General features: G+C 74.3%; 7 protein-coding genes and 3 pseudogenes. 6 read left to right on the top strand and 4 right to left on the bottom strand.

Annotated elements, in window-relative coordinates; genetic code table 11:
- Positions 1-160: 160 nt before the first annotated feature.
- Positions 161-580: pseudogene (locus ACIGQF_RS34090) on the bottom strand (MarR family winged helix-turn-helix transcriptional regulator); the annotation flags it as partial.
- 96 nt (positions 581-676) lie between these two features.
- Here ACIGQF_RS34090 and ACIGQF_RS34085 point away from each other — a divergent pair.
- The 6 genes and pseudogenes from ACIGQF_RS34085 to ACIGQF_RS34060 all read left to right on the top strand — a co-directional run bounded on the left by ACIGQF_RS34085 (position 677) and on the right by ACIGQF_RS34060 (position 8,832).
- The gene (locus tag ACIGQF_RS34085) at positions 677-1,696 is read left to right on the top strand and encodes an NADP-dependent oxidoreductase (RefSeq protein ID WP_399718556.1); all 1,020 of its coding nucleotides are present in this window, start codon (positions 677-679) and stop codon (positions 1,694-1,696) included.
- Positions 1,697-1,842: 146 nt separating this feature from the next.
- Positions 1,843-2,271, top strand: coding sequence for an organic hydroperoxide resistance protein (locus ACIGQF_RS34080; protein WP_361556972.1), 429 nt, complete (start codon positions 1,843-1,845; stop codon positions 2,269-2,271).
- 772 nt (positions 2,272-3,043) lie between these two features.
- A pseudogene (locus ACIGQF_RS34075) lies at positions 3,044-4,030 on the top strand (LacI family DNA-binding transcriptional regulator); the annotation flags it as partial.
- A gap of 251 nt (positions 4,031-4,281) precedes the next feature.
- Complete coding sequence (locus ACIGQF_RS34070) at positions 4,282-5,895, top strand: sugar ABC transporter ATP-binding protein (RefSeq protein ID WP_399718552.1); 1,614 nt, start codon at positions 4,282-4,284, stop codon at positions 5,893-5,895.
- Positions 5,885-7,839 (top strand): annotated as a pseudogene (locus ACIGQF_RS34065) (substrate-binding domain-containing protein). Before ACIGQF_RS34070 ends, ACIGQF_RS34065 begins: the two are co-directional and overlap by 11 nt.
- A gap of 60 nt (positions 7,840-7,899) precedes the next feature.
- The gene (locus tag ACIGQF_RS34060) at positions 7,900-8,832 is read left to right on the top strand and encodes a ribokinase (protein WP_399718549.1); all 933 of its coding nucleotides are present in this window, start codon (positions 7,900-7,902) and stop codon (positions 8,830-8,832) included.
- Positions 8,833-8,879: 47 nt separating this feature from the next.
- Here ACIGQF_RS34060 and ACIGQF_RS34055 read toward each other — a convergent pair whose 3' ends face one another.
- Genes ACIGQF_RS34055 through ACIGQF_RS34045 form a run of 3 tightly spaced genes read right to left on the bottom strand, consistent with a single transcriptional unit; the run spans position 8,880 to position 12,459 of the window.
- The gene (locus tag ACIGQF_RS34055) at positions 8,880-9,788 is read right to left on the bottom strand and encodes an ornithine cyclodeaminase family protein (protein WP_399718547.1); all 909 of its coding nucleotides are present in this window, start codon (positions 9,786-9,788) and stop codon (positions 8,880-8,882) included.
- Positions 9,785-11,146 (bottom strand): nitrilase-related carbon-nitrogen hydrolase, encoded by a 1,362-nt coding sequence (locus ACIGQF_RS34050; protein ID WP_399718545.1) that lies wholly within the window; start codon positions 11,144-11,146, stop codon positions 9,785-9,787. The genes ACIGQF_RS34055 and ACIGQF_RS34050 overlap by 4 nt, the downstream gene beginning before the upstream one ends.
- Positions 11,143-12,459 carry a pyroglutamyl peptidase gene (locus tag ACIGQF_RS34045; protein ID WP_399718543.1) on the bottom strand — a complete coding sequence of 439 codons (1,317 nt, stop codon included), beginning with the start codon at positions 12,457-12,459 and terminating at the stop codon, positions 11,143-11,145. The genes ACIGQF_RS34050 and ACIGQF_RS34045 overlap by 4 nt, the downstream gene beginning before the upstream one ends.
- Positions 12,460-12,478: the final 19 nt, after the last annotated feature.

Genomic DNA, 12,478 nt, shown 5'->3' with positions numbered 1-12,478 from the left:
GCGCGGTGGCTCATCCGGCGTCGGTACGGGCGCCGCCGTCGGTACGAGTGCCGCCGTCCGTGTCCTGCGTACCGCCCGTGTCCCGCGCGCTGTCCGCGCGCCCCGTGCCGTCCGCGTCCGGTGTGCCGACCGCGGCGTCGACGTCGACATCGGCGTCGTCCAGGCCCAGCATCCGGCGCAGCAGCTCCTTGAGCACCGTGCGCTCGGTGACCGTCAGGCCGCCCAAGGGCTCGCGGGCGAAGCCGAGCGCGGCCCGCAGGTCCTGCGCGGTGGCCCGGCCCTCCTCGGTCGGCGCCGCGAGCTTGACCCGGCGGTCGGCCGGGTCGGGGCGGCGCTCGACCAGGCCGCGGGACTCCAGGCGGTCCACGATCCCGGTGATGTTCGACGGCTCGCACTTCAGGCGCTGCGCGATGCGGCGCATGGGCAGCGGCTCGCGCGCGAGCAGACCCAGGACGCGGGCCTGGGCGCCGGTCAGCGCGTACTCGGCGGCCGCGTGCTCGTACTCCTCGTGGTAGCGGGCGACGACGGTGCCGATCAGTTCCACGACCTCGAGGGTCAACGGGTCGGTGCGAGGCGTCATACGCACGAGGATAGCGTGTTGCTTGACAACATGAAATATTCAGGAGCATGGTTGTTTCAGTACCTGAAACATCTTCCGTATCTGGAGGCTCCGGGCATGTCCGCACTCCCCACGACCGGCCGTGAATGGCACCTCGTCGCCCGCCCGCAGGGCTGGCCGACCCCGGCCGACTTCGCCCTGCGCGAGGCGCAGGTCCGTGAGCCCGGCGAGGGCCAGATCCTGGTCCGCAACCGCTACTTCTCCGTCGACCCGTACATGCGCGGCCGGATGAGCACCGCGAAGTCCTACGTCGAGCCGTTCGAGCTGGACAAGCCGATGCAGGGCGGTGCGGTCGGCGAGGTCATCGCCTCCAACGCCGAGGGCTTCGCCGTCGGCGACCAGGCGCTGCACTTCGCGGGCTGGCGTGAGTACGCCACGGTCAACGCGAAGTCCGCGGTGAAGGTCGACCCCGACGCGGCCCCCCTGAGCACCTACCTCGGTGTGCTGGGCATGCCGGGCCTGACCGCCTACGCCGGTCTGCTGCGCGTCGCGGACTTCAAGGAGGGCGACGCGGTCTTCGTCTCCGGCGCCGCGGGTGCGGTGGGCGGCCAGGTCGGCCAGATCGCCAGGCTCAAGGGGGCCTCCCGGGTGATCGGCTCGGCCGGCTCGGACGAGAAGGTCAAGGTCCTGCTGGAGGAGTACGGCTTCGACGCGGCGTTCAACTACAAGAACGGCCCGGTGAAGGACCAGCTCAAGGAGGCCGCGCCCGACGGCATCGACGTCTACTTCGACAACGTCGGCGGGGACCACCTGGAGGCGGCCATCGGGGCGATGAACCTGCACGGCAGGATCGCCGTCTGCGGCATGATCTCGCAGTACAACGCGACCGAGCCGACCCCGGCCCCGCGCAACCTCGCGCAGATCATCGCCAAGCGCTTCCGCATGGAGGGCCTGCTCGTCGGTGACCACTACGACCTCCAGCCGCAGTTCGTCGAGGAGGTCTCGGCGTGGGTGCGGTCCGGCGAGCTGAAGTACCGCGAGACGTTCGTGGAGGGCGTGGAGAACGGCGTCGAGGCGTTCCTCGGCCTGCTCCGCGGCGAGAACACCGGCAAGATGGTCGTCAGCCTGCCCGCCTGACCGGGACGGTGAGACGCGCCCCGGCGCGGGCCGGGGCGCCGGTCAAGCCCCCTGGCCGGCGGGGCTCTTGCGGGGGACCGCTAGGCTCGGGGCAAGCCGTCGCGATCGTGGGCGCGAGTCGCGGCGTACGTACGAGAGGAATCCGTATGTCCATCCAGCCCGTCGACGTCGTTTACACCGCTGTCGCCACGGCGGAGAACGGCCGTGACGGCCGTGTCGCCTCCGACGACGGCAAGCTCGACGTCGTCGTCAACCCGCCCAAGGAGCAGGGCGGCAGCGGCGCCGGCACCAACCCCGAGCAGCTCTTCGCCGCCGGGTACAGCGCCTGCTTCCAGGGCGCGCTCAGCGTGGTGGCGCGCCAGGAGAGCGCGGACGTGTCCGGCTCGACGGTGACCGCCAAGGTCGGCATCGGCAAGACCCCGGCCGGCGGCTTCGGCCTCAAGGTCGAGATCTCGGCCTCGATCCCGAACGTCGACGCGGACACCGCGAAGGCGCTGGTGGAGAAGGCGCACCAGGTCTGCCCGTACTCCAGCGCCACCCGCGGCAACATCGAGGTCACCCTGACCGTCGCCTGACGCCGCGCGTCTCCCGGAGCCGCCGCACGCCGAGAGGTGTGCGGCGCCTCCGCCCAGGAGCTCGGCCCTGAGGGGCCGCATCCTACGAAGGGCCGCACCCCGCACAGGGGCGCGGCCCTTCGGCGTACGTGCACGAAGTGCGGCAGCGCCGGGCGCCCGGGGCTGCGGGGCGCCCGGGGCTGCGGGGCGCCGCCGCCCCCGGGCCGCCCCGCGCCGGGGCTCGCGGCGCTCGCCGATCCAGGGCGCCCGCGAGCCCGTACCCGCGCGCCCGGGCGGGTACGTACCGCTGCCCCGCGCGGGCCCGTACCGGGAGGCCCGGGCAGGTCCGTGCCGCCGCCCCACGCGGACCCGTGCCCGTGCGCCCGGGCGGGCCCGTACCCGCACGCCCCCGGCGGGTCCGTACCGCCGCCCCGCGCGGACCCGTACCGGGAGGCCCCGGCGGGTCCGTACCGCGCCGCCCCACGCGGCCCCGCCCCCGTACGCCCCAGTGAGCTCGTACGCGTACTCAGCGCCGAGCCCGCGCCCTGTGTGCCGCGACAGCCCCGATTCAGGGCGTCGGGACTGTCGCCGGAAGGGTGAGGCGCCCTTCCCGTTGTGTGCGGGGGCGGGCACCATATGTCCGGTGTGACGCAGGCTACTCGTGCGATGCCTTGACGGGAGGGGCATGAAATCGATTACGTAGGCGCCGCAGTCACGCACGTAATCGATTTCATCGCGGCGGGCCGATACCCGCCCTCCGCGCCCCACAGCAGAACGGGATGGCAACGGCGCCATGGCGAACATCAAGGACGTGGCCGAACGGGCCGGCGTGTCCGTCGCCACCGTCTCGCGCGTCCTCAACGGCAACTCGCCGGTCGCGGCCACCCGGGACCGCGTGCTCGCCGCCGTCGCCGAGCTCGGCTACCGGCCCAACAACGTCGCCCGCGCCCTGCGCACCGCCCGTACCGGCGCGCTCGGCCTGATCATCAGCGACCTCACCAACCCGTTCTTCACCGAGCTGGCCGACGCGGTGGAGGACGAGGCCCGCAGCCTCGGCTACAGCCTGGTGATCGGCAACGCCGGCGAGAGCCCGCAGCAGCAGGACGATCACATCCGTACGCTCGTCGACCGGCGGATCGACGGCCTGCTGGTCTCCTCGGCCGGTACCGGTTCGCCCGTGCTGCGCGAGGTCACGGCGGCCGGCACGCCGCTGGTGCTGCTGGACCGTGCCGTGGACGGGCTCGACGTGCCCTGCGTACGGGCCGACGGCCGGGACGCGCTCGTCGACCTCGCCGCCCACCTCGCCGCGCTCGGCCGCCGCCGCCCCGCGATCATCGTCGCGCCGGCCGGTACCCGCACCGGTGCCGACCGGCTGCGTTCCTTCCGGGAGGCGCTGCGGCCGTACGGCATCGAGCTGCCCGACGAGCGGGTCGGCTCGACCCCCGACCTCCAGCACACCGGGGGCCGCCGGGTCATGCGTGGCTTCCTGGACCTGTCGGAGCCGCCGGACGCGGTGCTGGCCACCGACAACCTGATGGCGCTCGGCGCGATGGACGAGCTCCGGGCGCGGGGGCTGCGGGTGCCGGACGACGTGGCGCTGGTGGTGTACGACGACGTGCCGTGGTTCGCGCACACCGATCCGCCGCTGACCGCCATCGCGCAGCCCACCCGCGAGCTGGGCCGGGCGGCCGTCCACACCCTGCTGGCCCGCATCGAGGGCAGGCCCGCCGAGTCCGTCCTGCTGCCTGCCCGCCTCGTACCGCGCCGCTCCTGCGGCGAACGCGACGAGACGCCGAGCCACGGAGCCACGGAGCCGCACGGCGCAGGTGTCGAAAGTGCCCCCGCTTCCACCGCCGGCCCCGCCTCCACCGCCCACCCCGGCACTGTCCGCCCCGGTGGCACTGTCCGCCCCGGTGGCACCGAAGGCCCCACTTCCAGCACCACATCCACATCCCCACCCCCGGAGGGCGTCGAGTCGTCCTCCCACAGTCGTGAGACCTCAGACGACAGCCACAACGAGAGGGGCAGCGCATGACCGGCGTCAACGACGACGTGCCGGGCGGCCGCGAACTGCTGCGCGTGGAGGGGGTGACGAAGTCGTTCCCCGGCGTGCGGGCGCTGGACGGCGTGGACATGAGTCTGCGCGCCGGCGAGGTGCACGTACTGCTCGGTGAGAACGGCGCGGGCAAGAGCACCCTGATCAAGATGCTCTCCGGCGCCCACCGGCCCGACGGCGGCCGTATCCTGGCCGACGGCGGTCACGCCGCGGACGGCAGTGCGGGCCTGCGCGAGGTGCACATCCGCTCCGCGCAGGACGCCGAACGGCTCGGCATCGCCACCATCTACCAGGAGTTCAACCTCGTCCCCGGCCTGACCGTCGCCGAGAACATCTTCCTCGGCCGGCAGCCGCGCACCGCGCTCGGCCTGGTCGACAGGAAGACCATGCGGGCCCGCGCCGCCGAGCTGCTGGCGCGCGTACGGCTGGACGTCTCCCCGAACACGCCGGTCGCCGAACTGGGCATCGCCCGGCTCCAGATGGTCGAGATCGCCAAGGCGCTGAGCCTGAAAGCGCGAATACTGATCATGGACGAGCCGACCGCCGTGCTCACCTCCGAAGAGGTGGAGACGCTTTTCGGGCTCGTCCGCGAGCTGCGCGAGGCCGGCGTCGGCATCATCTTCATCACCCACCACCTGGAGGAGATCGGCGCGCTCGGCGACCGGGTCACCGTGCTGCGCGACGGCCGCTCGGTGGCCGAGGTGCCCGCCGGCACCGACGAGGACGAGCTGATCCGCCTCATGGTGGGCCGGGACATCGCCGAGCAGTACCCGCGCGAGCGCCCCGAGGAGCCGGGCGCCCCGCTGCTGCGGGTGCGCGGGCTGAGCCGTAACGGGCCCAAGGGCGGGCCGGTGTTCCAGGACATCGGCTTCGAGGTGCGGGCCGGGGAGGTCGTCGGCGTCGCCGGGCTGGTGGGCGCGGGCCGTACCGAGGTCGCGCGGGCGATCTTCGGGGTGGACGCGTACGACGCCGGCACGGTCGAGATCGACGGCAAGGAACTGGCCCGCGGCGACGTACGCGCGGCGATGCGCGCCGGGCTGGGCCTGGTGCCGGAGGACCGCAAGGGCCAGGGCCTGCTCCTGGACGCGTCGCTCCAGGACAACCTCACCCTCGCCCGGCTGCACCGCGACACCCGCGGCGGCCTGGTGGACCGGGGTGCGCAGCGGCGCGAAGCCACGCGGGTGGCGGGCCAATTGAAGGTACGGATGAGCGGGCTCGGCCAGAGCGTCCGCACCCTCTCCGGCGGCAACCAGCAGAAGATCGTCATCGGCAAGTGGCTGCTGACCGACACCCGGCTGCTGATCCTCGACGAACCGACGCGCGGCATCGACGTCGGCGCGAAGGTCGAGATCTACCAGCTCATCAACGAACTGACCGCGTCCGGCCGGGCCGTCCTGATGATCTCCAGCGATCTGCCGGAGGTGCTCGGGATGAGCGACCGGGTGCTGGTGATGTCCCAGGGCCGGCTGGCCGGGGAGCTGGCGGCCGCCGAGGCCACCCAGGACGCGGTGATGGAGCTGGCGCTCCAGGCCGCGCCCGGGACCACGAACAACGACGAGAGCGCGATGGAGGGCTCCGATGTCCACTGAGGTGAAGACGGGAGCCGCCGCGGAGGCGGTGGGGGAGGCGCCGGCCCGGGACGGCTTCGGGCCGTGGTTCTCCCGCGCGGTACTGCGGAACGGGCCGCTGGGCGGCCTGATCGCGCTGGTCGTGGTGATGGCGGTGCTCTCCGGGGACTTCCTGAACGGGCAGAACCTCCTCAACGTCGGCGTACAGGCCTCCGTCACCGCGATCCTGGCGTTCGGCGTCACCTTCGTGATCGTCTCGGCCGGCATCGACCTGTCCGTCGGCTCGGTCGCCGCGCTCTCCGCGACGGTCGTCGCCTGGGCGGCCACCACCGAGGGCCTGCCGGTCGTCGTGGCCGTGCTCCTCGGACTGCTGGTCGGCGCGGTGGCGGGCCTGCTCTCCGGCGCGCTCGTGGCGTACGGCAAGCTGCCCGCCTTCATCGCCACGCTCGCGATGCTCTCCGTGGGCCGCGGCCTCGCGCTGGTGATATCCGGCGGTTCGCCGATCGCGTTCCCCGGCTCGGTCAGCAAGCTCGGCGACACCCTCGGCGGCTGGCTGCCCGTACCCGTCCTCGTCATGATCGTGATGGGTCTGATCGCGGCGCTGGTGCTGGCCCGTACGTACACCGGGCGCGCGATGTTCGCCATCGGCGGCAACGAGGAGGCGGCCCGGCTCTCCGGCATCCACGTCAAGCGCCGCAAGCTGGTCATCTACGCGATGTCCGGGCTGTTCGCCGCGGTCGCAGGCATCGTGCTGGCGGCCCGGCTGACCTCCGCCCAGCCGCAGGCCGCCACCGGTTACGAACTGGACGCCATCGCGGCCGTCGTGATCGGCGGCGCCAGCCTCTCCGGCGGCTCCGGCAAGGCGTCCGGCACGCTCATCGGCGCGCTGATCCTCGCGGTGCTGCGCAACGGCCTGAACCTGCTGAGCGTCTCGGCGTTCTGGCAGCAGGTCGCGACCGGCCTGGTCATCGCCCTCGCGGTGCTGCTGGACACGCTGCGGCGGCGGAGCGCGCGGTGAGGGGGTACGCGATGAAGAGGCGTACGACGCGCGGGCGCACGGGAGCCCTCGGGGTGGTGGGCGCCGTACTGGCCGCCGTCGCCCTCAGCGGCTGCGACCGGGGCGGGGACACGGACCTGGGCCTCGCCCTGTCCACCATGAACAACCCGTTCTTCGTGGGCATCAAGGCGGGTGCGCAGGCCGAGGCCGACCGGCGCGGAGTGAAGATCAACATCACCGACGCGCAGAACGACCCCACCCAGCAGATCAACCAGATGGAGACGTTCACCAGCCAGGACGTCAAGGCCGCGATCATCAACCCGGTCGACTCCGACGCCGCCGTACCGGCCGTCGGCGTCGCCAACCGCGCCAACGTCCCCGTCATCGCCTTCGACCGCGGCGTCAACGGCGGCAAGGTCGGCTCGACCATCGCCTCCGACAACGTCGCGGGCGGCCGGCTCGCCGCGAAGACCCTCGCCGAATCGCTCGGCGGCAAGGGCAAGGTGGCGTTCCTCGAAGGCCAGGCGGGTACCTCGGCGGCGCGCGAACGCGGCCAGGGCTTCGAGGAGGGCATCAAGAAGTACCCCGGTATCGAGGTCGTCGCCCGACAGCCCGCCGACTTCGACCGCGCCAAGGCCATGGACGTGACGACCAACATGCTCCAGGCCCACCGCGACCTCGGCGGGATCTTCGCCGCCAACGACGAGATGGCGCTCGGTGCCTCGAAGGCGCTCGGCGCGAAGTCCGGCAAGGCCGTGCGGGTCGTGGGCTTCGACGGCACGCCGGAAGGCATCGAAGCGGTACGGAATGGGACCCTGACGGCGGTCGTCGCGCAACAGCCCGAACTGCTCGGCAAGCAGGCCGTGGACTGGGCGCTCAAGGCCGCCCGGCACCAGCCGCTGCCCAAGGCGGTCAAGGTGCCGGTGGTGCTGGTGACGGAGAAGAACGCGGCGCGGTTCGACGGATGACCGCGGCGCGGCAGCAGGACACCGGGCGGCGGCGGACCGCCGCCCGGCAGTGAACGAAGAATGGAAACGGCGGACGTGGACGCACACAACTACGACTACGACGTGCTGGTGGTGGGCTCGGCCAACGCCGACCTGACGGTCCGGGTGGACCGGCGGCCGGACGCGGGCGAGACCGTGCTCGGTACCGACCTGGTCGAGTCGGCGGGCGGCAAGGGCGCCAACCAGGCCGCTGCCGCTGCCCGGCTCGGCGGCCGGACCGCACTGCTGGCGCGGGTCGGCGGGGACGCCTACGGCGAGCTGCTGCTGAACGCGCAGCGCGCGGCCGGCACGGACGTCACGCACGTCATCGCCGACCCGGAGGCCCGCACCGGCACCGCGATGATCATCGTCGGCGCGGACGGCGACAACAGCATCGTCGTCTCGCCCGGCGCCAACGCGGCCCTCACCCCGAAGGACGTCGCCGCGGCCCATGACGTCATCGCGGCCGCCGCCGTGGTCTCCCTCCAGCTGGAGATCCCGATGGAGACCGTGGAGGCCACGGCCGCCGCGGCCCGCGAGGCCGGCACCCGCGTCGTGCTCAACCCCTCCCCGGCGCCCGAGAGCCTGACCCCGCAACTGCTCGCCGCCGCCGACCCGCTGGTGGTCAACGAGCACGAGGCACGCCGGATCTCCGGCGCCGCGGACGGCGGCCCGGCCGACTGGGCCCGCGCACTGCGCGCGCTCGGCGCCCGCTCGGTCGTCGTCACCCTCGGCGGCGACGGCGCGTACGTCCTGGACGCGGACGGGGCGGCGACCGTACCGGGTGTGCGGGTGACGGCCGTGGACACCACGGGCGCCGGCGACGCCTTCACCGGTGCCCTCGCCACCCGGCTCGCCCGCGGTGAATCCCTGGCGACCGCCGCGCGCTACGCCGTACGCGTCGGCGCCGCCGCCGTCACCAAGCCCGGTGCGCAGCCCTCCTACCCGACGCCGGACGAACTCCCCGGCGACTGAGGCGGGCCCCCGGCCCCGCCGGGCACCCGCTGTTCCCGGAGTACCCGCTACGGCCGGGGCACCAGCTCAGCCGCCACCGCGACCTCCGTACCGGCCAGTCCCACCGACGAGAACAGGGTGATCTGGCCGGCGGCGGCCCGGCCCGGCGCCTCGCCCGCCAGTACGGCCCCCAGCTCGGCCGCGGCGGCCGGGTCGATGAGATGGTCCGGGCCGTACGCGGCGGTCTGCGCCCGGGAGTCCGTGACGAGCACGTCCGCGCGAGCGATCAGTTCCGGCGGGATCTCCGAGCCCGTACGGGTCTTGGTGCCCAGCGTCGATATGTGCGTGCCGGGCGCGATCCAGTCGGCCTCCAGGACGGGGGAGCGGCTGGAGGTCGCGGTGATCACCACGTCCTGGCCGCGCACCGCCGCCTCGGCCGTCGGGGCCGCCACCGCCGCGAGACCCAGCTCCGCGCGGACCCGGGCCACGAACGCCCGCAGCCGCTCCGGGCGGCGGGCGAAGACGGTCACCTCCGCCGGCCTCCGTACCTGCGCGAGCGCCCACAGCTGCGCGTACGCCTGGGTGCCCGCGCCGATCACCCCCAGCCGGGCCGCGTCGGGCCGGGCCAGCGCGTCCACCGCCACCGCGCCGATCGCGCCCGTGCGCCGCGGGCCCAGCTCCCGGCCGTGCACGACGGCGAGCAGCGCGCCCCCGGCGCTGTCCCACACGGCGACCAGCTGCGCGCCGCCTCGGGTGTCGTACGCCCGGAAGCCGTGCCGGGCGCCGGCGGCGTCGGCGCCCGCGGTGAACACCAGGTCGCGGTCGCCCAGCGGGGCGGCCAGCCGGGCCGGCGCCGACAGCTCCTTGCGGTGGTGGGCGAGGAGCGCACGGCGCACCGCCGCCACCGCCGTCTCCGCGTCCAGCCGCGCCCGCACCTCCTCGTCACCGATCAGCAGCGGCGTCGCGTCCCGCGTCATGTGCTCAGCTCCTTCGGGCCGTACAGGCAGTGCTCCGCACCGGTCATCAATGCCCAGTAACGGTCGCCGTACGACCAGTGCCACCACTCCGTGGGGTAGTTGACCAGGCCCGCGCCGGAGAGCGCGGCGCCCAGTATCCGGCGGTGGGCACGGGCCTCCGGGGTCAGGCCGGGCGCGTTCGTGTAGCACGCGCCGCCGCTCTCCTCGGGGTCGGCGTTGAGGCGCGTCCCCATGTCCAGGTCCGTGCCGTCGGCCGCGACCAGCAGCAGGTCCACCGCGCCGCCCGCGCTGTGCGGGGCGATCTCCGGCGGGGAGACGTACCGGCCGGCGGCGTCCCGCAGGCGCGCGGGCGGCCACTCCGGATACGCGGCCCGCAGCTCTTCGGTGTACTCCTCGAAATAGCGGCGCTGCAGGGCCGGTGGGCGGTACCCCTCCGTCAACCGCAGCCGCAGGCCGTCGGGGAGCGAATCCTGGGCGCGCAGCAGCCGCTCCAGCACGCCCGCGCGCAGGAAAGCGAAGGCACCCGCCGGGTCCTCGCGGATCTCCGAGACCAGCAGCTCCGGCGCCGCCGCCCGCACGTCGACCAGCGGCTCACCGCACTCCACGACCGGCACGGCCGCCACCGCGGGGTCCGTCATCAGCGTGATCCGCTCCCGCAGGTCGGCGAGCGCGAGCCCGGTCCCGCCATCCGCGCCGGCGATCCGCCCGCCGGCCGGGGACCACGCGCCGCTCAGCCCGCAGGCGGGGCCGGGGCTGCCGGGGCCGAGGCCGTTGGCCAGGACCACGTGCAGGCCGTACGTCCGGGCGTCGGCCGCGTACTCCTCGACCCGCTCCGCCGCGTCGTGGAACGCGCTCGCCAGCAGCACCCCGCAGCCGTCCGCCGCGGCCCGCTCCCACACCCCGGCGTGCGCGGTGTCGTAGCACGTCGCCAGGGCGATGCGGAGGCCGCCGAGCGTGCACCGGCCGTCCGCGCGGCCCGGCGTGAACACCGCCTTCTCCGGGCCGTACAGGTGATGCTTGTCGTAGCGGGTCAGCAGCGCGCCGTCCGGGCCGAAGACGTACGACGCCAGGGCCGGGCCGCCGTCCGCCGCGGGCGCCGGGCAGCCGACCACCGCCGCGGTGCCCGTCGCCCGGCAGGCGGCCGTGACCGGCGCGAGAACGGGGTCGTCCGCCGCGTACGTGAACCGGCCGGGGGCCGCCGCGATGCCGTGCAGTTCGTAACCCGTCAGGGCCAGTTCGGCGAAGACGACGAGCCCGGCGCCGCGCCCGGCGGCCTCGGTGATCAAGGCGGCCATCCGCGCGGCGTTGGCGGCCGCGTCCAGCGGGACGGGGGCGAACTGCGCTGCTGCGACGATCATTTGCCCATCATGCATCCGCCCACTGACAACCGGCACGCCACGGCCTTGCGCACCAGCTCCCGCACCTGGCCGACGATCGTGACGCGGTTGCGGACGAAGTCCGGGTCGGTGACCGTGCCGGTCGCCGGCTCGGCGTTCCCGGGCCCGAACTCCAGCACCGGGGTGTGCAGATGGCCGCCGGAGAGGGACGGGTCCACCGCGTCCCGCAGCAGCGTCGCCCGGTAGGCGATCTCGTTGGAGAGGTAGTCGCCACCGCCGCCCGCGCGGGCCGTGGACCCCGGCGTCGGGCCGTCGGGGCGCTTCACCGGCTCGCTGCCGCCCGCCGGGATCTCGGTGACCTCGGTGTTGTCGTGCACCGGGTACGGGCCGGTCACGCTGCCCGCGAGCGCCGCGTACGGCAGCGTCGTGCCCGTCCACTGGGGCTGCGGCCGGACCGTGGGCACGCCGCGCGGAACGGGCACCGTCTCCGTGCGCGACTCGCGCGCGTTGTCCGGGTAGCCGCCCCGCCAGGCCCCGTTGGTGCGCTCCACGTCGAAGCGGCCGGGCCTGCCCTGGCTGATCGTGGTGAAGAGATCGGCCTGGCGCGGTCCGGGCCGGAAGTGCGGCAGCAGCGTGTGCTCCACGGTCCCCGCGGCGAAGTCCGACCAGCGCACCGGGAAGACCGCCGTCTCGATCCGTACCGTCTGCCCCGAAGCCGTACGCACCGTCGTCCCGTCCAGCGCCAGCGCCGCGGCGCCCGAGGGGTTGCTGCGCCGCGGATCGGCGTCCAATTGGAACGGGTCGAAGCCGGTCACCAGGACCCGCGTGACCCGCCGGCCCGCCGGCAGATCGATCGAGTCCTCACCCCGGGAGGCGCGCTCCAGCGCACCGGAGAGCGCAGCGCGCCGCGCGTCGGAGAGCCCGAAGGACGGCTGCCACTCCCGCAGCGCACGCGTCATCTCCAGCCGCGCCCAGTACAGCGGCCGGTCGTCGTCCCGGCTGAGGGTGCCGCCCGCCGGGCCACGCCCCTGTACCCGGTCCACGGCCCGCTCCCACAGTGCCTGTCCGGCCCGCGCGACGTACCGTTTCGCCGCCCCGTAGGACCGCGTCGCCGCCAGCCCCCGGGCGAACTCCGGCCCGGCGTCCCCGAACCGGCTGCGCCGCAGGATCTCCCGCGGCGCCTCCAGGGCGAGCCGCTGCTCCTCCACGGCGACCGGCGACGGGCCCGTGTCCGGGGCCCGGTCCAGGGCGGCGGCCGGTGCGGTCAGGGCCAGGGGGAGTGCGGTGGTCAGCGCGGCCCCGAGGGTGAGGAGCCTGGTACGTATGCGTCTCATGGGGCGAGTAAAGCCGCCC

The sequence above is a fragment of the Streptomyces sp. NPDC053560 genome (genome assembly GCF_044544605.1).
Lineage (GTDB): Bacteria > Actinomycetota > Actinomycetes > Streptomycetales > Streptomycetaceae > Streptomyces.
Note: the sequence above shows the minus strand (reverse complement) of the source record. Positions and strands in the feature narration are given on the sequence as shown.

Excerpts from the sequence above, each read along its gene's own strand:
- ACIGQF_RS34085 (WP_399718556.1), top strand. The coding sequence starts at position 677 with ATGTCCGCACTCCCCACGACCGGCCGTGAATGGCACCTCGTCGCCCGC.
- ACIGQF_RS34080 (WP_361556972.1), top strand. The coding sequence starts at position 1,843 with ATGTCCATCCAGCCCGTCGACGTCGTTTACACCGCTGTCGCCACGGCG.
- ACIGQF_RS34070 (WP_399718552.1), top strand. The coding sequence starts at position 4,282 with ATGACCGGCGTCAACGACGACGTGCCGGGCGGCCGCGAACTGCTGCGC.
- ACIGQF_RS34060 (WP_399718549.1), top strand. The coding sequence starts at position 7,900 with ATGGAAACGGCGGACGTGGACGCACACAACTACGACTACGACGTGCTG.
- ACIGQF_RS34055 (WP_399718547.1), bottom strand. The coding sequence starts at position 9,788 with ATGACGCGGGACGCGACGCCGCTGCTGATCGGTGACGAGGAGGTGCGG.
- ACIGQF_RS34050 (WP_399718545.1), bottom strand. The coding sequence starts at position 11,146 with ATGATCGTCGCAGCAGCGCAGTTCGCCCCCGTCCCGCTGGACGCGGCC.
- ACIGQF_RS34045 (WP_399718543.1), bottom strand. The coding sequence starts at position 12,459 with ATGAGACGCATACGTACCAGGCTCCTCACCCTCGGGGCCGCGCTGACC.